This is a genomic window from Marinomonas sp. SBI8L (assembly GCF_001624705.1).
In the GTDB taxonomy this organism is placed as follows: Bacteria; Pseudomonadota; Gammaproteobacteria; order Pseudomonadales; family Marinomonadaceae; genus Marinomonas.
This window is the reverse complement of sequence record NZ_JSEO01000008.1, coordinates 77346-98896: the sequence shown is the minus strand read 5'-3', so window position 1 is coordinate 98896 and position 21551 is coordinate 77346. Positions and strand designations below refer to the sequence as shown.

The 21551-nt window shown below is 39.8% G+C and carries 18 protein-coding genes; 1 reads left to right on the top strand and 17 read right to left on the bottom strand.

The features are described from left to right. Window positions 1–5 precede the first annotated feature (5 nt). The 15 genes from tssH to OA91_RS13315 form a co-directional block, all read right to left on the bottom strand. Window positions 6–2621, bottom strand: coding sequence for a type VI secretion system ATPase TssH (gene tssH, locus OA91_RS13390; RefSeq protein WP_063338837.1), 2616 nt, complete (start codon window positions 2619–2621; stop codon window positions 6–8). 3 nt (window positions 2622–2624) lie between these two features. Beyond that, window positions 2625–3587: a type VI secretion system baseplate subunit TssG gene (locus OA91_RS13385; RefSeq protein ID WP_046016640.1), complete on the bottom strand. Its 963-nt coding sequence runs from the start codon at window positions 3585–3587 to the stop codon at window positions 2625–2627. Beyond that, on the bottom strand, window positions 3578–5344 hold the full coding sequence (gene tssF / locus OA91_RS13380; RefSeq protein WP_063338836.1) for a type VI secretion system baseplate subunit TssF: 1767 nt from the start codon (window positions 5342–5344) through the stop codon (window positions 3578–3580). Before tssF ends, OA91_RS13385 begins: the two co-directional genes overlap by 10 nt. Then, a complete protein-coding gene (gene tssE, locus OA91_RS13375) occupies window positions 5337–5762 on the bottom strand; it encodes a type VI secretion system baseplate subunit TssE (protein ID WP_046016642.1) in 426 nt (141 codons plus the stop codon). The genes tssF and tssE overlap by 8 nt, the downstream gene beginning before the upstream one ends. Beyond that, a complete protein-coding gene (locus OA91_RS13370) occupies window positions 5759–7180 on the bottom strand; it encodes a type VI secretion system contractile sheath domain-containing protein (protein WP_231870371.1) in 1422 nt (473 codons plus the stop codon). Before OA91_RS13370 ends, tssE begins: the two co-directional genes overlap by 4 nt. Before the next feature lie 19 nt (window positions 7181–7199). Next, window positions 7200–8678: a type VI secretion system contractile sheath large subunit gene (gene tssC, locus OA91_RS13365; protein WP_046016643.1), complete on the bottom strand. Its 1479-nt coding sequence runs from the start codon at window positions 8676–8678 to the stop codon at window positions 7200–7202. Then, window positions 8675–9181: a type VI secretion system contractile sheath small subunit gene (gene tssB, locus OA91_RS13360; RefSeq protein WP_046016644.1), complete on the bottom strand. Its 507-nt coding sequence runs from the start codon at window positions 9179–9181 to the stop codon at window positions 8675–8677. The genes tssC and tssB overlap by 4 nt, the downstream gene beginning before the upstream one ends. A 220-nt stretch (window positions 9182–9401) precedes the next feature. Continuing rightward, window positions 9402–9929 (bottom strand): Hcp family type VI secretion system effector, encoded by a 528-nt coding sequence (locus OA91_RS13355; protein ID WP_063338835.1) that lies wholly within the window; start codon window positions 9927–9929, stop codon window positions 9402–9404. A gap of 403 nt (window positions 9930–10332) precedes the next feature. Next, entirely contained in the window at window positions 10333–11709 is a 1377-nt protein-coding gene (locus tag OA91_RS13345; RefSeq protein ID WP_063338833.1) for a type VI secretion system protein TssA, read from the bottom strand. Between the two features lie 59 nt (window positions 11710–11768). After that, entirely contained in the window at window positions 11769–12059 is a 291-nt protein-coding gene (locus tag OA91_RS13340) for a PAAR domain-containing protein (protein ID WP_063338832.1), read from the bottom strand. Between the two features lie 9 nt (window positions 12060–12068). Next, the gene (locus OA91_RS13335) at window positions 12069–12638 is read right to left on the bottom strand and encodes a DUF6931 family protein (RefSeq protein WP_063338831.1); all 570 of its coding nucleotides are present in this window, start codon (window positions 12636–12638) and stop codon (window positions 12069–12071) included. Continuing rightward, window positions 12639–14678: a type VI secretion system Vgr family protein gene (locus tag OA91_RS13330; protein ID WP_063338830.1), complete on the bottom strand. Its 2040-nt coding sequence runs from the start codon at window positions 14676–14678 to the stop codon at window positions 12639–12641. 3 nt (window positions 14679–14681) lie between these two features. Further along, complete coding sequence (locus OA91_RS13325; RefSeq protein ID WP_063338829.1) at window positions 14682–15704, bottom strand: ABC transporter substrate-binding protein; 1023 nt, start codon at window positions 15702–15704, stop codon at window positions 14682–14684. Further along, window positions 15701–17830: an MFS transporter gene (locus OA91_RS13320; RefSeq protein ID WP_063338828.1), complete on the bottom strand. Its 2130-nt coding sequence runs from the start codon at window positions 17828–17830 to the stop codon at window positions 15701–15703. The genes OA91_RS13325 and OA91_RS13320 overlap by 4 nt, the downstream gene beginning before the upstream one ends. Next, a complete protein-coding gene (locus OA91_RS13315; protein ID WP_063338827.1) occupies window positions 17827–18624 on the bottom strand; it encodes a hypothetical protein in 798 nt (265 codons plus the stop codon). Before OA91_RS13315 ends, OA91_RS13320 begins: the two co-directional genes overlap by 4 nt. A gap of 419 nt (window positions 18625–19043) precedes the next feature. On the opposite strand from OA91_RS13315, the gene OA91_RS13310 reads away from it, so the two are divergent. Next, window positions 19044–20141, top strand: a complete 1098-nt coding sequence (locus OA91_RS13310) for a mechanosensitive ion channel family protein (RefSeq protein ID WP_063338826.1) — start codon at window positions 19044–19046, stop codon at window positions 20139–20141. Window positions 20142–20192: 51 nt separating this feature from the next. Here the strand turns inward: OA91_RS13310 and OA91_RS13305 are convergent, their stop codons facing one another. Both OA91_RS13305 and rpe read right to left on the bottom strand, forming a co-directional pair. Then, window positions 20193–20873, bottom strand: a complete 681-nt coding sequence (locus OA91_RS13305) for a phosphoglycolate phosphatase (protein WP_063338825.1) — start codon at window positions 20871–20873, stop codon at window positions 20193–20195. Further along, a complete protein-coding gene (rpe, locus tag OA91_RS13300; RefSeq protein WP_046016655.1) occupies window positions 20873–21547 on the bottom strand; it encodes a ribulose-phosphate 3-epimerase in 675 nt (224 codons plus the stop codon). The genes OA91_RS13305 and rpe overlap by 1 nt, the downstream gene beginning before the upstream one ends. Window positions 21548–21551 lie beyond the last annotated feature (4 nt).

Below are 21551 nucleotides of genomic sequence, written 5' to 3'. Positions count from 1 at the left end.
TTTTATTAATCTATGGTTAGAGCTAAATCACCCGAGCTAGCTTCGACACTCACTTTAACACTTGTGATTGCTAAACCTTCACTCAACCTTTGAATGCATTCTTCGGCTAGTCTAGGCATTAGAGAGCGATTAATAATTTGCTCAATAGCACGACCGCCAGTTGTCGGGTCAATATTACGCGAAACCACGAAATCAATAAAACTTTGATCCCATTCGAATGTCGCTTTATATTGCTCATCCAATTTATTCTGAATACGTTTTAAGCTGATTTCGGTAATCTTAGTTAGCTCTTCTGTATTCAGAGGATAATAAGGCACGATAGTCGCCCTACCTAAGAAAGCAGGTTTAAAGAAAGTTTGTAGATCCGGGCGGATTTGCTCAACCAAATCTGTTGTCGATGGACGCTCTTCTTGTTCATCACAAATATCACAGATAGCTTGGTCTGCGGCATTTGATGTCATTATGATAATGGTGTTTTTAAAGTCGACATTACGACCTTCACTATCCTTGATGTGCCCTTTATCAAAAATTTGATAGAAAAGGTCGTGTACACCTGGATGTGCTTTTTCCATTTCGTCCAATAACAAAACAGAATATGGATTACGACGAATTGCTTCTGTTAAAACACCACCTTCACCAAAACCAACGTAACCTGCAGGAGAGCCAAGTAACATGGAGATCTTATGCTCTTCTTTAAATTCAGTCATGTTAATAACAGTTAGGTTATCCCCACCACCAAATACTTGATCAGCCAGTGCCATCGCAGTTTCAGTTTTACCCACACCACTTGGTCCACACATGAGGAAAACACCAACAGGCTTGCGATTATCGGTTAATCCTGCACGGGAAATACGAATACTCTTAGCCAGCTCACCTATCGCAGCGTCTTGGCCAATTACTCTCTCATGCAAAGCATTTTCGAGATTCAGAAGTTTCGCAACTTCATCTTTCACCATGCTGCCAGCTGGAATACCGGTCCAGCTTGAGATTACTTCTGCGATCACACCTGAATCAACCATAGAGAAAACCAAAGGCTCGTCACCTTGGGCCTCTTCTAACTGGCTCAGTAAGTCTTGCAAAGCATCTTGCTCTTCTGCATCCAATGCATCATCTTTGTATTGCGTTTGAATGGTGTCACTTAAACTAATAATTTGCTGAACAAGATCCAGCTCTTTGTTCCACTTATCATTTAAACCAGCTAACTCAGCTTCCATTTCAACAACTTGATCAGCTAGGGCTTGTCTGTCTTCCGCAGCTTCCGTAAAAACAGCATCTTCTACGTTTAATGCAGAAAGCTCACTATTAAAGTAGCGAATCTTTTGCTCTAAACTTTCAATACGCTCAGGCTTGGCACCTTGAGTTAAAGCAATACGTGCACAGGCAGTATCTAACAAGCTAATAGCTTTATCTGGTAATTGACGCGCTGGTAGGTAACGAATAGAGAGATTAACTGCTGCATCTAATGCATCTTCTTTAATAAAGACGCCATGGTGTGCTTTTAAAGACTTAGCAACACCACGTAGCATTTGCAAAGCATCAACCGCATTTGGCTCTTCTACTTTTACGACTTGGAAACGACGTGTTAATGCAGGGTCTTTTTCAAAGTACTTCTTATACTCAGCCCAAGTTGTCGCAGCTAATGATCTAAACTCACCACGAGCAAGAGCAGGTTTTAGCAAGTTTGCAGCATCGTTTTGTCCTGCCGCGCCACCTGCTCCAATAAGCGTATGCGCTTCATCAATGAAAACAATAATAGGGGTTTCAGAGTTCTTCACTTCGTTGATAACATCTTTAAGGCGGTTTTCAAATTCCCCCTTAATGCTCGCACCCGCTTGAAGCAAACCTAAATCCAAAGTATGTAGTTCAACCCCTTGAATCACAGGAGGTACTTCACCACTCACAATACGCAGCGCTAAACCTTCTACAACAGCAGTTTTACCCACACCTGGCTCACCAACTAAAATAGGGTTGTTTTGACGTTTACGACAAAGAATGTCTATTGCCAAACGAACTTCAGCATTACGGCCTGAAATAGGATCAATCTTGCCATCACGCGCTTGTTGAGTCAGGTTAATAGTGTATTTATCAAGTGCACCACCTTCGCCACCTTGAGCAGGAGCACCCACTTCACCCGCGGTCGCAGTACTTAGACTGGCAACGGTTTGTAATTTACTAATTTTAGACTGCAAAGCTTCAACTGAAACAGTTGATAAACTAGGCAAGTTAACTTTCTTCATGCCAAACGCGTCAGCCTGAACCATCACAAGTAATAGGTGAAAAGCATTCACTTGACCATGACCGAAGTTAACAGATGCTTGCATCCAAGCTGCTTCTATCAATTCACTTAAACCTGCGCTAACTGTAGGCTGACCTTCGGCACCTTTAGGGATTCGATCTAGACGTGATGTCAGTTCGCTCATCAAGGCTGTAGAGTCAACATTTTGTACTTTCAAAAAGGTTTCAAAAGCCTGATCTCTTACCGCAAGTACTTGCACTAACCAATGCTCTACTTCAATCGCGGCAACTTTTTGTTTCATTGCTACACCAGCGGCTTGTTCTAAAGCACTTCGTAATTCTGGCTCTAATTTACTAACTAAATTTCCTAGTTTTACGTGGGACATAATTTATCTCTCTGGTTGTAGAAGGATTTTTCGATATTCATCCGGTGCGTGTTTTGGCAATAAACAATTTGCCTCGCCCAGTCGAACACCACCATTCAATGCGGATAATTTAGGCTCATTTATATAAGCGCGTTTAACGTATAAATAAACTTTCACATCCGTGAGTTCTCTCAAATAAACAGACACCAAGGCTCTTAAACTGCGAGCAAAATGCCAATTTGCATGTAAGCCTAAAAATTCACGATGACTTCTTGGCTTTACTAAAATCTCTAATGATTGAAAATACTGGCTCGCTTGCTTACCTAATAAAAAGCCACGGCCCAGTTGTTGGTTTTGCCCTTGCTGCTGCCCAAGCTTGGTCAGACAATCCGATGGCACTCTGTAAATTGTTTTTTCTGCCACCTTGGCCGAAATATCTAAGTCAAAGTAAGCACTGAGCAATTGTTTTAGTGTCTTTAAATTTCTCGTTTTTAAGCCAATCAACACGCTAAATCTTAACAGGCTAGTTGTTGAGCCCTCTGTCAGGCTTTGCGGTAATGCAGATAACTGAGCCAACGCATCTTTTTGTTTCAAACTATTTGAGTTTGATGACTGCATCACCTCTTGCTCTTCTTTTAAGAGCAAATTACTGGTAACCGAGTCGGCAAATAGCTGGTAATACCTATGGTTAAAAACATCTAAAAAGGTCTGTAATGAAAACTCTTCCTGATGTAACGCATTCAATAACTCTTGATAAAGGTAATCAGGAATAACGCCTCTACAACCAGACAAAGCAGTAATACCTAAAGTCACTTTGCACCTGGTCACCCCTAGCTCTATAGCGATGACTTCTTCACTATCACCCTCTGGCATAGGTTCAGGAATAAACCTTAGCTGCTTCTCTTTAGCAGCCATTCGCAACAACCTGATGACTTGAATAAAGTCATAGCGTCTAGGGTTAGCTAGAACCGAGGTGACTAAAGACACACCTGACTCCCATGTACTTTAGGGAAATCAATACTCGATTGGCTGTTACCAAAGCGTTTAATTTTTAATTGTATGAAGCGATCAAAACTACAAAACTGTTGATAAAAATGGTTTAGCACATGGGCAAAAACTGCCACCTGATTGGCAATTAGTTCATCATCTAATGTAATAGTGACCTCAGTACCTGAAGCAAAAATGGTTTGCTGCATAATAGTCATAGGTGACACTAGATGCTGATATTCAACATTTTTAATCGCATCTGCCTGAGGACATAAAGTTTGTGGACAACATAAGCGTAATGCGTGTTGCAAGGCTTTCACAGGGTCATCAGCTTGCAGCAAAGATGAAAAGTTTGAATTTAATAGGGCGATAAAACGCCAATTCATACGATTATCTAAATCAGGGTAATGAGGTGCTGTCGGTGCTGATAAAGTTTTTAAAACACCAGGTAAGTCAATTGCGGCTAGAGAGTCTGATTCTGTTCCCGCTGGCACTAAACATGGGGTACGGCCATTACAAACCTTCAACATCATAGATAAGACGATTGAATCACTTGGTTGGCTATATGGATAGCTGATGGATAAATCTATATGTCGTTTACCCTGCTCATTCCAATATTGCTTGGCCTGCCACTGAGGAGACTTATCATCATGCCAGTAACCAGATTCATATACAGGACTTAGGGCTATTTCACCCGTTGGTAAAACTTCACTAACACTTTCAACTGAAACGATTTCCAGTTGCTCTCCTGCATTCACATCAGCAACAACAGGCAAAGCTAACTTAGAAAAATCGTAATTGAGAGGCTCGCCTCTGGTTTCAAACAAATTGATACTAGGTACAGCATTTAAGGCAAATACGCTCTTATCAAAAAGGCGTAAAAACTCAGCAGGTAACTGTTTAACAAAGAAGTTGATGGTGACTTTATCAGTAGAGAACTCTGATAACTCTCGTCCTAGGCTCTTAATACTAAAAAAGGCGGATTTATCAGGATAGGTAAAATAATCTCTCAGTAAGTCATAACCTTTAAAGTGGCTTGCGTATTTTGGTAACCACTGAAAATCTTCATCAGCAATACGAGAGACTAAACGATCAACTTCAATGACTTTTTGTTGATCTCCATGAAATACACTAATCACTTCTGTTTGTAGTAACAAAAGGTCAATCACGCTGGCAGAGTTGTTCTCAAAGCCTCGGATATAAAAATTAAAATCATTAAAAGCAATTTGACTAAACATATTTTCAAGCGCTGAAAGCTCGATTTGTATGACAGAATCAGAGTGCTTGAGTTGAGCTGGGGTAATAAAGTTAAAAGGTGCTGCTTGCGCTTTTACTTGAGTGATTTCTAAAGGCAGGATCTGTAAATCACTTACCGTGGTGAATTCACACTCGTGGCCCGACTTAACAGGTAACGTTAAAGGACTGCCATTTGGTAAAAAGACAATATCACTTAATTTGTCTGGGTCAGCTTCTAATTCCAGCACAGTATAACTAGGTGAAACTTGTAAATAACCTGGGTAAAGCAAGGAGAATAACCCTTGTACTAACTCAGGAAATTGCTCATCTATACGCTTTTCAGTTTTTGCTGTTAATAGTGCCATTGCATCAATCAAACGACTGATATTAGGGTCTTCATTAGCACTTTGATTAAGCCTTAGCGTACCTGCTTGTTCTGGAAATTGATTAACAAATTCATCTAAAGATTTTCGAACATAAGCGAGCTCACGTTCGTAATAACGCATTAATTGATCAGACAACTTCCTGCCCCTCTAAACTAACTGTTTGATTGGCTAAGCAAATATTAGAATCAAACATTAAGGCATGGTTGCCAGTTTCGGTTGTTACTCGAGCCATTAAAGAAAAGCTAATAATATTCTTATGGGTTTCCGCCTCTTCAATCTCAACATGAACATCGGTTAGTCTTGGCTCGAAATCTCTGATCCAACCTTCCATTGAGCGAGAAAACTGATCATTATCCATTTGGCTGCTGATACTATAAATACTGTCTAATCCAAACCTAACAGTAGACTTTTCTACCTGCTTTAAGTTTTTTGGTAAGCTCAACATAGGGGCTTCTGAGTTTAATAACACTGTCAGCTGATAACGAATTGCCTCTAGGGTTTCATCGTGATGTGATATGCCATCTTCTTGCAAAAAGGTTTTCCAAAAAATCATGATAAAACTCCTCTAGAAGACACATCTTCTGGCCCTATATCGGTCGATAATAGAACTTCCCCACATACATGATCGAATTGGTATTGAGGTTGAACTAAAACATCACAAACATATCGACCTTGGTGGCCAGCAACTTCACGGACTGTCACCTTGCCTTTACTTAATGGAAATTTGGCTAAGGTTTTTTCATCTGCATTAAAAAGGTTACTTGAATATTTATCGAGCCAGTTATTTAGATAAACTTCACACTCTTGCGCTGTTTGAAAGTTACCTATCATGCTACGAATTTGTACTTTCAAATAATGGGAAATACGGCACACCATCAAAGTAGTTTGTAACTGCCCCATTACCTTATCTGTTTCATTGGTACCACTGTCCCAAATAGAATTATTACCACGTAAATAATACTTATCGGTCATTAAACTATGACAAATCGGGACAAAACCTTGATCTGCATAAAAAGCCCCCATACCCGTAATAACATTCACTTGAGTAATTGGCTTTTTAGTACAAAAAGAACCTGCACCAGTGGGAGGAACATTAACGAGTGCACCATAATACTGATCTTGCCAACGGGACTTCATAAAACCAAACCAGCTAATGCGGTTAAATTCACGCATTGCTACCGACGCCAGCATAAAAGCGGCACTGCCCCATAGGCCATTTTCTTTTTGGTAGGTTTCGTTAAAAACAAAGTTAGAGCAAAAGTTTTGATAGCTATTTCTTAGCTTAACTTTAGGCATAGCCAAACCTAAAAAGCGAGAGGCTGGTATTTTCCTCAGCCTTTGCCAAGCATCAAACTCAGGACCATATAGAATTTTTTCAATTCGATCCGTGTCTGATAGCCAATCAGCATCACCACCGCCAAAAAAATTATCTGAAGGTGATAAAACAAAAGGACATAAACATGACTCACCTAAACTGGCCAGTAACTCTAAGGTGTATACATCATCATAATCTTGGTCAAAATCAATCGACACAAAATGATCAACTACTATCATGCCAAACGGCTGACCACCTGATGTATTAAGCTCTTTGTTCCCTAACAAGTTATATAGGTGACTGCGTTTTAATGAGACAGATGAATTCACATCATGAGATAGCTCATTCCATGAAATATCAATAATTCTGACTTTAGTTTTTTGCTTATTAATTGGCAACTGAACAAGGGAGTCAATACTGCGCCATGAAGACTCTAATTGCTTAAAATCTTCATGGTGCATAATGGCAGAAAGTTGTTCGGACAACTTAACGTCAATTTCAGTAATAAGGCGCTGAATTGTCGCTCTTAACACACTAGGATTCGATAAGATTTGTTCATCTAGTTGAACAAGTAAAGCTAACGCTTCCCTTAAAAAATCATCGCCCTTTGCATCAAGTCGATTCAAATCATCCTGAAAATCATTCTGCAACATCATCGACTACCACTTAAAAAGCTTAACCAGGTATTTTAGTTACCATTCGAACAGACGTAGTAAGCTCTTCTAGTTGTAACCAAGGTCGTAAGTGAGCGACTGCAGAATAAGAACCAGGACGACCAGGCTGCTCTACCACTTGGATACGAGACTCACACAAAGGTGTCTTAGATCTTTCTTCATTACCCACTGCACCAGAGTTTGTATACTGGTCAATCCAAGTTTGTAGATCTTTCTGAATGTCAGAAGCTTCTAAGTTAGAACCCAACATGTCACGACCCATCACTTTCAGATAGTGCGCAATACGACTACTTGCCATGATGTAAGGAAGGCGCGCAGAGATTGCAGCATTACTTGTTGCATCAGGATCAACAAACACTTTTGGTTTTTGTGTTGTTTGACCACCAATGAAAACACCAAAATTAGTATTTTTATAATGAACAAGTGGCAAGAAACCAAGATCACTTAGCTCTTTCTCACGTTCATCTGTTAAGTTCACTTCAATTGGACACTGCTGCTGGATATCACCCGCATCAGACAGATAAGTTAGGTTAGGTAAGTTTTCAACTTTACCGCCATTCTCTAATCCACGAATCGCTGTACACCAGCCAAACGCCGTATGAGACTGACTCATTTTCAGACCTAGTTCAAAAGCAGCATTAGACCAAACAAGTTGATCGTTATCTTTTGGTAAAGGGTTACCTTCTGCATCTGTTCCTAGCTCTTCATAATTAAATGAATCTGTAGACAAACCTTTCTCACCATATGGAAGACGAGCCAAAGTTTGTGGCAGAGTTAAGCTTACATAACGTGCATCATCACTTTCTCTAAAGGCGTTCCACGCAGCATAGGTTGGGGAATCGAATCCAGCGGCAACCGGCTTACCTTCATCGAAGGTTGTGAATGAATCAATTTCAAACATTTCAGGGTTAGCTGCAGCGATAAATGGTGCATGACTTGCCGCCGCCGTTTCACCCATATAACGCAATAGAGAAACATCTTCATCTTTATGAGAGAAGTTAAAATCACCAAGTAATAAACCGTAAGGTTCACCACCAGCTGTACCAAATTCTTTTTGGTATAGAGCATCAAATAACGGGCTACGATCTACCGCTGGCGCATCTTCAAATTGCTCTAACAATTCGTCTTTTTGGAAATCAACTAGTTTAATTTTTAGGCTTTGACCTGTTTCACTTTCACGAACCAGTTTGCCTAGACCACGCCAAGAACCTTCTAAACGCTGAAAGTCATCTTGTTGCATGATTTCTGATAACTGACGAGACATTTGCTTATCAATTTCAGCAATCGCATTCTCGATTGTCTTTGTTAAGTTTTTATCCCAAACAACAGTACCGTCTAATGCTTGTTCAGCTAAAACAGAGAAAAGCTCTTTTGTTGTATCTTCTGGGGTCTGAGTGGTTGCAGCAATAGCACGATCAAGAAAGCTTAAAGAGCCTTCAGCGCCTTCAGCACCAGCTTGATTTTCTAATTCAGTACTCATTCTTCTCCCCCATTCGGTTCAATACCTAATTCGCTTGATAGAGCGTTAATTGTATCTGCACTTTGAAGCACTTCTTTTAATAGCTTCTCTAAGTCTCTAGAGCGATCGGCTTTAGATAATAAGGTTTTAAGCTGCTGTCTTGTTTCAGCTAATTTACTAAGCGGCTCTACTTGTTCAATTAAAGAGTCTGGTTCGAAGTCTTTCATTGAATTAAACTTAAGCTCAGCTTCAAACTGACTATCATCATCAGAAAGTGTGTTATCAACTTTAAGTTTTAATTCTGGGCCAACACGCTTCATTACAGTATCAAAATTGTCTTTATCAATTTGATAGAAAGTACGATCTTCTAAATCTTCTCTGTCATCATTATGTGCTGAAAAATCACCGATTACGCCAATAACAAATGGCAGTTCTTTGTTTTCTACCGCGCCATTCGTCTCAACATCATAAGTAATGCTGACACGGTTTTTACTGACCCGTTTATGCTGCGAGTTTAACGCCATAATCTTTCTCCGTTATTTGTACACACTAGTAATAAGCATTACTAAGTTAGTCATTACAATTTGAATACAATCAAAACGCTTGTCTTAATGTTACTAACCAATTGTTTTAATAGCCAAACCTTCAAGTAACAACAAACAAAACTGATATTGAGTTAACAGCAATTAAGCTTGTAAACACTGGGTCAACAAGCTTAATGATTAACTCTATTTAATAAGCCGTTTATAAAGCTGCTTTAGAAGCTAATGTCGCTGTAGGTACGTCATATTTAATAACATCACCTTTTTGGATTTTGCCAGCTTCATCTTCATAGTAGTAAGTTAAGCTCATAGTTGCATAAGCTAGAGCGAAAGATTCGCTTGGCAAAGAGCCGTCACCACAACCTACGTTGTAGCTAGCAATACGAGATTTTTCAACTGTAATCACTAGGTATGGATCAGCACCGTTACCTTCACGAGATGGTTTAGTAATCATGATTTCACATGTTTTACCTTCAGCACCTGGTGAGAACAAGAAAGTGGTTAGTAATGGACTTGCACCATCAGATTGACGAGAGATGCTCAACTCACCCAAACCAACCATACCTTGGTCAGCGTTGTTTGCATTACCAACATCAACAGTAACACCGCGCACAGCACCCCATGATAGAGAGTCAATTGCGAAGAATCCTTTCTTACCACCAACTTCACCAATAGTCGCAGCACCATTGATTGTGTCAACACCGTCAATACGCATGTAAATAGTAGCCATGTTTTATTTCCTCTATTTAAATTTTGTTTTTTCAATTTTATTCAAACAATAACCTAGCCTGTAAATGAGTCGTTCAATTCTCTATCACTCATTCCAATAATTACTAAGCAATTAACAATAGACCTGTCTCGCGACAATTCAATGAAAGCTGATGATCAACTAACAAGTATTTAATTGATACTGAAATAGTTTCTCGCTCTTCTTTCGTAATATTTACTCTGTTGATAAATAGATTACTGTTATATCCATTAACTGTAAATTTAACCCACCAAAGATCCACCACTTCTTCATATTTCATTTATTCTTGATACTAAACGCTACTAGCCAAGTATATGAATTATTTCTTAAGTAAAACTTAAAAGATATTTTTTATCATAAAAAACAACAAACTATAACAGAACCACTACCATTCAAAAGAAGAAAGGTTATTTGAGTTAGCATTGTCTTCCTGCACAGTTTCTTCTTTTTTCACTGGCTCTGTTACCGCTGCAGGCTCCATTTTTTCATTTTTTGGAACAGACACAGGTGGAGCGTTATATTTAACGGGTGCAGCTTGTTGCTTATGAGACAACTCTGCGGCAGATATTGTTGGGTCAGGAATCACAGTTTTATCAACACTTTCTAGGCCCGCTAATTGATACATGCGCCCCATCATCTTGTCGTCTTCACCTACCATCTCATTTAAAAGATCTGGCAGAGACATGTAACCCCATCTAATTGCCCTTTCTAACAACATGTAAACAGGGCTGTGCGGTTCAGTGCGACTAAAGTAATCGGAAATATGTCTAAGCTGCTGAAAAGCCTGGTCGCGAGTATAGATTTCCTCACCAACTTTACCCTGTAAGGAAACAACCTCATTAGTCACTTTATTAGACATAGTCATCTCTCCAGATATAGGGGCTTGTGTAGGTGTTTCGTTTATTACAGGGGCCGATTCACCTGCATTAGATACATCAGCTGGCTCAGGCTCTTGAGCATCCAAAGGCCAAGGTACAATGAGGTTACCCACCAAATAATGGCTAGCATTAATTAGTCGGTCAACGGTTTGGTTAATAAACCGGAAGCTAACTGGCTGAGCCCCAACACCACGGCATTTCTCAACGACACTAGCCTCAAGTGCAAGTAACTGTTGCTTAATCGCCCCAAGGGATAAAATAGTTTCTTTTACTTGCTCTTTATTACTTGAAATATACTGAGATGCTTCAGCTTTTAATGCATCTAACTGCCCATCTCTTTCGGCCGAATAGTAACGACTATAATCAATAGCACCAATCAGGCCTATGCTTTGTAATGGCATAGATAAAAGACCAGTGCCATCCCTTTCCCCTACCAACTGCAAAAATGGCTTAACTCTAAATTCAGCCCACTCACGAGCTCTACCAGCATCATCTTCTGACTTCAGTTTTTTGATTGGCGGCTTTGGATGTAAATCATCCCAATAGGTATCAATCAATTGTGTAAAACTTGTCAATACACTGGCTAAATTTTCCAAGGGCTGATGCGAAAAAGGCTGAGCAGCACTCAACCAACACATAACCTCAACATCTTTAGAGACTGTCTCAATGGTTTTTTCACACTGATTAGAGAGTTCATTCCAATTTGCTGCATTCTGTGTCAGTAACTCTTCATCATGCATGGCATCGGGAGATTCCATTAGCTGACGATAAGAGGATTGAGCTTGGTTAAAGTAGTTTCGCAAACCTCGAAACAAGGTACGATTATCTTTTAAATATTCACCACAAGGTGCATCCGCAGAAATTGCTTCCAATAATTGCGCCATAAAATATCATCTCAATTATATTTAATTATTATTCATTTCTAGGTGCGCACGGGCTCGCTTTACCCACCAATCATAACGGTGGCACAACCAAGAACGATAGAGCCACCATGGGATGTCAGATCACCCATACGTGCAGCCATTTTACTTCCAATAAGCACTGTGGCGCTTCCCATTGCAATAGAGTCAACGGAACCCACACAAACAGACATATCACCAACACACACAGCAGGTAGACTGCCAATTAAAACTGTAGACAAGCCAGGCCCAGAGATTGCACCTCCAACATGAGGTACTGTTCCAGTAACCATTGGACATACACAAGTGTCTCCTAATCTTGCAGCTAAGCTCATAGCGTCCTCCTAATCAATCAACCCTTTACCACCTTGTGCTATATCAAACGCACTGGCGAAAGCTTGTTTATAAAATTTATCTCGTCCCTTCCACTCAGGCAAAACAGCTGCGGTATTAATCGCCCCCGCAATGGCTTTGGAATATAAAAACTCGGCTGGCATAACAACTGGCAAACTAATTTCTGCAACACTACCACTACCATTCCAAAAAACACCTTGGGCCAACCATCGAATAAAACTCTCATTCTTAAGTTGCTGCATTTGTTTCTCAATATAACGCCGTTTAGGCTCTTGCGGCTCTCTCACCCAATCCTTACAAGCATTAAATAAAGATTGCTCAGCTTTTGTTAACACATCCTGCCTTAACTCAAGTACACAGATGCTCCACCAAATGGTTTCTCGCATTGGCAAAGCATGACAATAGAAATGCACCAAATCTTGATATAAGCCAGCCTCAAGTAAACTATCAATAATAACTCTCGGCTCAGAACTTAGATCGACTATCTCATTTGCTTCATCGGAAGATTTAAACCTTTCCCACACTTTTTCACATGATGTTAAGGGTATTTTCTTTAGCATCTAATTCACCATCACTATACCGCCTTTAACGGTTGTCATACCATCTGCCGAAATTTCGGCTGTCGCACTACCTGTTACAGTCGCACCAACATCACCTTGCAAAGTAGCATTCAACCCTTGAGCAGTTAGAGTTGCCGTAGCTTTAGCTGTTAGACTAGCTCCCGCACTTAAATCCATAGAAGCATCCGAGTCAATGGAGACAGAGGTGCCAGATTGGGACAGACTTCCTCCTTCTATTGAAATACTTGAACTGCCTGATATCGTTACGCTACCACTACTGATATCAATTGATGAGCTAGACATAACAATTTCACTGTCCCCAACAACTAGCTTAAGGGTGTCAGATGCAGTCAAAGTAATCTCTTTACTGTCTTCTGAAATAGAATCTGTTGCACTCAAGGTATAAGCTTTTTCAGCAGCTAGAGCGATATTTTCTTTCGCTGTTACAGAAAAGTTCACATCTGCCGTTTGGGTAATACTTTGTGTTACAGCCACGGACTTTTCATTACCCACAATCTCAAATGAATCATTCACAACTTCATTGGTATAATCTTTCGCTGCGTGGGTATAAAAAGCCTCTTCATCAGCCTTATCATCAAAGCGAATTTCGTTGGACTCACCTTTCTGCTGGGTTTTAATCCCTGATTCAGTGGTGTTTAGCGTTGGATAAGGTGGCTTATGAGTACTGTTATAAACACTAGAAACCACCACAGGCTGATCTGGATCGCCATTAATAAAGCTTACCAAGACCTCATGACCTGCCCTTGGTAAAAACTGAAAACCATAACCATTCCCAGCCATAGGTTGAGCAACACGCACCCAACAACTTGTCTTATCACCCGTCTCTGAATCCCAGTGAAATTTAATGCGTACTCGACCCAGCTCATCTGCTGCAGGTTCATCATCTGTAGTTCCAGCGACTACAGCCGTCTGTAAACCATGAATAACAGGCTTTTCAACGATATCCGGATAATATAAATGATCTTCAGGTACACAAATAAGTTCTGCTTCTTTATCAAATGCCGAGCTTCCATTTGCATCAAATTGATAAGCAGCACGCGTGACCAAATAACTACCTTCTTGATCACTACTTGGGTGCGAGTTCATGTCAAGATAACGTCCAGCTGAAATAGAAATAGTGTCTGTTCTGGCTTTAATGCTGGTGTAATGCGAATCAAGCTGGGCTCTTTCTGTCACAGCTAAAGGGCTAGAATAGTCATCCATTAACCCCGTTATACTAGAAGCAGGATAACGATATTGAGTTAACTTTGTATTCCCAGACAAGCTGTATTTAGACGATTGCGCTTTACTAGTAATCAATTTGGACTGGTTATAGTCATAAGAAGCTAATTCAATACTAGCGCTATGCATTTGGTTTTGTGGTTCCCAAAGTGTCGCTAGATCATTCTCGCCACTCGGCTTTGCAACATGATCTAGGGTAGCCTTACCGTCTTTAGAGAAGGGCTTTGAAGCATCTTGAAGTATCATCTTGGCCGAATTAGCATCAGCATCAAAGTAAAAATGAACACCTTCTTCTGCCAGCAAGCGAGTTACAAAATCTAAATCAGATTCGTTATATTGCAAACAATAAGCCCTCGTTGTCGACGGCATACTATTTACTGTATAACAGCCGCTAAAACCAAGCTCATCAAAGATAGAGGTCACAATATCTTGTGTTGAGACCTCTTGGAACACACGACAGCTACCGCTATAGGCTAGCAATGCCAACCAAGGCTTGATTATCAGTCGCATACCACGACTACGAGATTGCACACTCTGTGTCAGGCCATTTACGGCAACAACATAACCAGAGTACTCTCGTACTGAACTACGGCTATCACCAGGAGCAGAATAAAGTGAGCAGGTAACTTGATCACCTACCCAATCTTCAGGAGAAACATCCTGACAAAGCACGTCAACTTCTATCACAGAAAGCTCTGATAGCCCTTCTGTTACTGACATACTAGTCACAACAAATTCATCACCACTGCTATTGGCAATTACCAAATTACTACTTTGCGGTTCTAATAATTCATCCATAGTCTAATCTTCAATATGTGAGTCAGGATTAATCAATTCAGCAAATCGTAATAACTGAATAGGGGGATACAAGGATAAGTTTCGCGCCACATCCATGTTGATAAACATAGAGAAGCGACTCAGTTCGGCAATAGGCAAAGCGCCCGGAGTCGACTGTTCAAACAAGACTTTATTTGCCTGATTTCCAGCCAAACGCCCAACATTATAATATTTGTTAGCCACAGCAATTAAACCATTAGATTCCGTAACCATCACATCGTAAGCACTGGCAACAGGCAAAGAATACTTTACTGCAGCTCGCGTAAACTCATCTTTATTCTCTAAGTTATATGAACTTGAACCAACATAAACAACATCGACATTCTCCTTTGCCATGTCAGCCATAACTTGATCGAACTGGCCTGGCAAAGGCGTGTTGTTATCATCTAATTGATAAGTTTTTTCGATTAAATCAAACCCCATATCGATAGATAAAGCATGCAATTTCTTGGTATTTAATACCGAGTTAAGCTCACCTTCAGAGTAAATAACCCCCATACGAGTTAAGGGGAAGTATTCTCTCATTGCTCTAATTTGCACATCTTCCGAAATACGATTACGAATACCAGTAACATTAGTACGACCACTTTCTTTATAAGACGAGATAATTCCTGCGCCTAAAGGATCAGCAACTATCATAAACATGACGGGAATATCTCCAAGCTTGGTCTGAGATCCATACTCACCCATAGTACCTATCATGCCCTTTGATACACTCGTTCCCCAAGTCACCACAAGGTCAGGCTTTAATTCTTTAGCCTCAGCAAGATACTCAGCAATACGTGTTTTATCCCTTGCCACATCTCGCACAATTAAATTAACAGGTAAATCATTATTTTTGAGATAGCTCTTAAACCCTAGACAAGCATCCTCACAGCCACGCCAAACCACCATATAAATTGTGGCAGGATTAGCGGCATCAAAAACTTTAGCCGCGGACACTACAAATGGAGTAAATAGGAGTATTAGTGTGATAAAGAGTTTCATGATTCAGCTCCTGCATCCTGCTTTGCATCTGGCACACGAAGGAAAATAAACATACATAGGGCCGATACCAAAACACCTGTACCTACAATGGCCATAGCTTCACCAAAATCATATAGAGTGAGAAGAGTCGCTACCAATACAGGACCTAATACACTACCAATACGCTCTGCTGTTCTTAAAATACCTAACACCTTAGTTCGCCCAACTTCAGGCGTAGCCTCAGCAGCTTCAAGTGCAGAAGCAATAAGTGGCGCCTTTAAAATAGAGTGAGCAACACCCATCAAAGCAACTGCCAGCAAAAGTTTATAGAAGGAAGCTTCACCATAAAGAGAAACCAAAATACCGCCAGATAGGACTGTACCCAGTAATACTAGCTCTTTCATCTTGCCTGATTTATCTGCAATGCCAGACGCTAATGGACTCAAAGGAATAATGATTAAAGAGTAAACCATCATGACACGGCCAATTTCAGATTGACTTGCATCGAGTGATACCAAATATAGAGGTACCATAAAGTACAAGAAGCCAGTCAAAATAATCTTAGTCGGAATCGCACAAAAGATAATAATGCAGACAAATTTAACATTACGAGCTAATAACAGAAGGCCGCCCTTAGCTTTTTGACTTGCCGCAGATGATGCTGTGCTCACCTTACCTGAGAACATTCTCCAAGCTAACACGCCAGCGAAACTCGATAAAATTGCTGAAAGCAAGAACACTGGTTGATAACCAATTCTATCGGCGATAATCGCTCCTAAAGCTGTACCACACATGGTCGCAGTCATTAGAACACCAACAAATATCGCCATACCTTTAGCTCTGTTTTCTGACGAAACAACCGCTGCAATATAGCTCTGACAGCTGATCGTGATAACAGCATATCCTAACGCAGTCACCCCACGAGCAATCACGATATCCATGGCATCTTGTGCAAAATAGCAGCCTAAATATCCTAGAATGGCAGGTATTAAACCAATTAAAAACAATGGTTTCTGCCCCCATCTATCCACCCAACCAGCAGCAAATGGCGTAGCTAATGCAATGACAAGCATGAAAATAGAAATCGGCAAGCCCAGCATCACATCTTTCGAGATCCAAGAATCAGCTTCATAGAGCTCGGCCACAAATAAGGGCATAAAGGATTTCTGTAATTCTTCTGCTAAAGAGAAAACAAATAAAGGAATACGCGCGTCTACAATATCGCCACTTTTTACATTGAGTACATTTTGTAGACGAAACTTCTCAGCAATTTTTTGCAAATGAGATTTAGCCGACACTTCGGTTTTTTGCACATTTTCTTGCTCAACAATTTGTACTGCTGATTGAAATTGTGCCTGTAAATCCTTGGAATCTTGATTGAGTTTTCCGATAAAGTTTCCAAAAACCCCTTTTGTAATTACCTTTTCATTAACCGAAAAGTCACCTTCTGCTTGTCGTTGCAATAAACTTTCGGACTCTTTAAGTGGTTCTGATACATAAAACATCACCACAACCATGACAACTTCAAAACAAACAAGTAATACAGCAACCAAAACGATCACAACATCAAAAAACACGTCGGTAAGCTGAGATTGAATAAAACCAGAATCCAATCCAACAAGTACATATCCAAGCGTTTTATCTTCAAGTGTCATTTCCAGTTTAAAAAGATCTCTATCATGATTAGCAGAGGCATCACTAAAGAAGATCCCATATAACTCTTTCGACCCCTGAATTAAACGCTCAACAATGTTTTCTTGTAAAAAGTTCGGGTGCTCAATATTAAATGATTCAGGCTTAATTCGGCTCAGATTAGGTGTTGTACCAGCACTGTAAAGAAGGCTGTTTTTCTCAGATACTATGGCAACAAACGTTAGCTCAGGGTACTTATAAAGTGTGTCTGAGAGATATGAATCCATGCCTTCAATTTGATCAAAAGGAATCCCAACACTTGTTGCTAATTGCACATCATCATGAATAACTTCTGCAACAGCGTTAGCCTTCTTAAGAAGCTCGGGCTCAAGCGCAAAATCAAATTCAATCAAGGTATATAAAGTACTCAAAACTGAGGCAAATAATGCACTTAATACCGTTACTAAGATTAAGCGGCTATTAATAAAGCCGGACATGCTCTTCACTTCATTCATTTAGACAAACCCTCAGTCTTTTGTTGTTCCTTAAGAGTTTGAATGGCATCCAACTCACTCGTTACTTGAGCTTTCATTTGCTCACCCTGTTTCATTTGCTCTGCTAATTTAAACGCTAGCGAGCCTTCTGGTGCGTCAAATGTTTTAGTCACTTTCTCTCCGCCCGTATATTGCTCAATCAGGTGAATAACCCCACTAATATCACCAAAGCACAACCTAATAACCAAGAAGACAATCAATGAAAATATTAAGAAGATACCCACTGTCATTTCGAGTAAATGCAACCTAACTTGAGCATAAGTTCCTGAAAAAGAGGACTTGTCGTACTGGATTACGACACTGCCTATTAGCTCATCGAAGCTGTCTTTTAATTGCAAACCGCTATAAAGATCCTTATCTGTTGCCAACATCCAATTAGCCTCGGTAGAGCGAAGCGCTCTTTTACTTAAGCTTTCTTCAACGGTCTGCCCTACAAGCTGAGAGTCAGTCGAGAAAATGATGACCCCATCATCGCCAATAATGTGTATTAACTTCACATTAACGTCTCTAGATTTCGCCCTCTCCATTAAGTCTGGTAGGTTATTTGCTGATTTAAGATGTATGCCTAAGCGCTCTGCCTTTAGGATGGAAGACTCTAATGACGAAGAAATCACCTCTAACTTTGATGAAACAACACTGGACATCAAGCTATCAAATTTCATGTAGTTAATGAGGTAAAGTAGGCTCAAAACAGCCATAAGAATCAGCCAAACAGTTGCTACAAACCTGAGGTGAATCTCAATAAAAATTTTCATTATTCAATTATTTCCATGCATAATCGATAAACAAACCCACTAGCAATTTCGTCTCTTATCAAGGATAGATCAATCTATCGAGCACACATAAAACAAAAAATACCGATATTCAAACCAATTACTTATATTAAAATTGGATTAATTAGATACTTTTTATCTTATTGAATCATTGTGTAGAAAGCGTGTAATTCAAAAAAAAATTCGTAAAAGAGCTATTTAATCATAGTTTCTTAAAAAAACGTGACATTAAGCAGGTATATTTCACATAATACTAATTAGAAGACATTTATTTGCAGAAAATGAGAATTTAGATATTTATTCCTTAAAACCAATTAAAATGACATGTCACTTACTCAACATTCACACTATTAAGAAATATTCGCGCACACTTTACCTAAGCATAAGACGAGAAAGACACAATGAATTGGGATACCTTTATTAACTATGTGGGGCTTGGACAGTCTCAAATGCATTGGCTAGTTAAAATTGCGTTTATATTATTCATAACCCTTTTTATTCATCTCATTATTTCCAAGCTCATTTCTCGCATACTGTTACAACTAAAAGTTACCAAAAACCCTTGGGACAAAGCACTTCTAATAGCCGCAAGACAACCTATTAAGTACTTTATTTGGGGCCTAGGGTTATTAATCATTTCTCAAACCTCAAACAATGAAACAGGCGCATTCTCTCAAACCAGCATAGATGCACTTCGTAAAATAGGCCTTATCGCTCTCATTACATGGTTTATTTCACGTTTAGTAAAACGCTGTGAACAAATACTCATTTCCCCAGTAAAAATGAAACACCCGATGGATTTAACGACGGTATCTGCCGTTGGTAAGCTCATTAAAGCAAGCCTACTTATTATCTCAGCACTCGTAGTCTTACAAACCATAGGGGTTAGTATTTCAGGGATATTGGCCTTTGGTGGTATCGGTGGTATTGCGGTAGGTTTTGCCGCAAAAGATTTACTTGCAAACTTTTTTGGTGGTTTGATGATTTACCTCGATCGCCCTTTTTCAGTAGGTGATTGGGTTAGATCTCCTGACAAAGAAATCGAAGGAACTGTAGAACACATAGGCTGGCGTCAAACTCGCATAAGAACGTTTGACAAACGCCCTTTATATGTACCAAATGCAACTTTTTCACTTATTTCTGTGGAAAACCCTTCTCGTATGTCACACCGTAGAATCTATGAAAAAATAGGTATTCGATACGATGATGTTGATGCTTTAGCAAGCATAATGGATGATATTAAAGCCATGCTTAAAACGCACCAAGACATAGATAGCAGCCAAACAATGATAGTTAATTTCAATGAATTTGGCCCTTCATCCTTAGACTTTTTCGTCTACACATTTACTAAAACGACAAACTGGATTCGTTTTCATGAAGTAAAACAAGACATTTTACTCAAAATTATCGACATCATTGCTCACCATAACGCAGAGCTGGCTTTCCCTACTCAAACGTTAAAAATCCAAACAGAGCAAAACATTCAACCAGAGCCATAAAAAAAGCCGCCAAACAAAATTTGGCGGCCTTATAATGACAAAACACTTACTTTAAAGAAGCAACTCAACTAGATCATCTATGAGTAAATCCGCTTCTAAAGATTTCAAATCAACATTCTGATGATAACCATAAGTCACCAAAACATTTTTAAAACCTGCCGAAATAGCCGCTCGACTGTCTGTCTGAGAATCTCCTATCATGACACATTGATCCTTCTGTGCTTCAATAGCTTCAGCACAGAACAACAAAGGTAAAGGAGAAGGCTTCTTCTCTTCCAAAGTGTCCGCGCCTAAGATCCAAGAAAAATAGTCACTGATCTCAAAGTGATCAAGTATTGGCTTAACAAACGCACTTGGCTTATTAGTAATCAAAGCCATAGGCACATGATTCGCTTTTAATGCTTTCAGTAAGTCCAGAACATTTGCATACAAACGTGTTTTTTGCGTCAAGTTACTTTTATAAGCAAGTAAAAAACTACGGTAGCAATCTTCATAAAGTGCGTCATCAAGACCCGCATCTGACATTGCTTTTTTTACAAGACTCGCAGCACCTTGCCCTACCCATTGACGCACCTGATCTTCACCTACCGGCGCCTGACCTTGCTCAACAAGAAAGCTGTCCACCGCTAAAGCAATATCAGGCACACTATCAACCAAGGTACCATCTAAATCAAAGCACACTAACTGAGGCCAAGCTTCGAACCATTTTTTAAAATGCTTAGGAGTTCTCATTAGCGCTCCACTTTCGCCAACTCTGATCGCATTGCATCAATCGCAGCTTTATAGTCTTGCTTACCAAAAATTGCCGAGCCTGCAACAAAGGTATCAGCCCCTGCAGCAGCTATTTCAGCGATATTTTTTTCACTAACACCACCGTCAACTTCAAGACGAATATTGTAGCCACTAGCATCAATCAAGGCTCTCGCCTCTCTCAGTTTGTCTAAAGTTGCAGGAATAAACTTTTGGCCACCAAATCCTGGGTTAACAGACATCAACATAACCATATCCAATTTATCCATAACATGTTTCATATGATGTAAAGGCGTAGCAGGATTAAATACTAAGCCAGCTTTACAGCCAGCCTCTTTAATCATTTGCAATGAACGATCAATATGCTCAGTTGCCTCTGGGTGAAAAGTAATATAACTAGCTCCCGCTTTTAGGAAGTCCTCTATCATACTATCAACAGGTTTAACCATAAGGTGCACATCAATTTCAGCCGTAACGCCATAATCACGCAAAGCTTTACATACCATTGGCCCTATCGTTAGATTAGGCACATAATGATTATCCATTACATCAAAGTGAATAATATCTGCACCAGCATTAAGAACAGAGTCGACCTCTTCACCTAAACGCGCAAAGTCGGCAGCAAGAATTGATGGAGCTATTACAAAATCATTCATATCG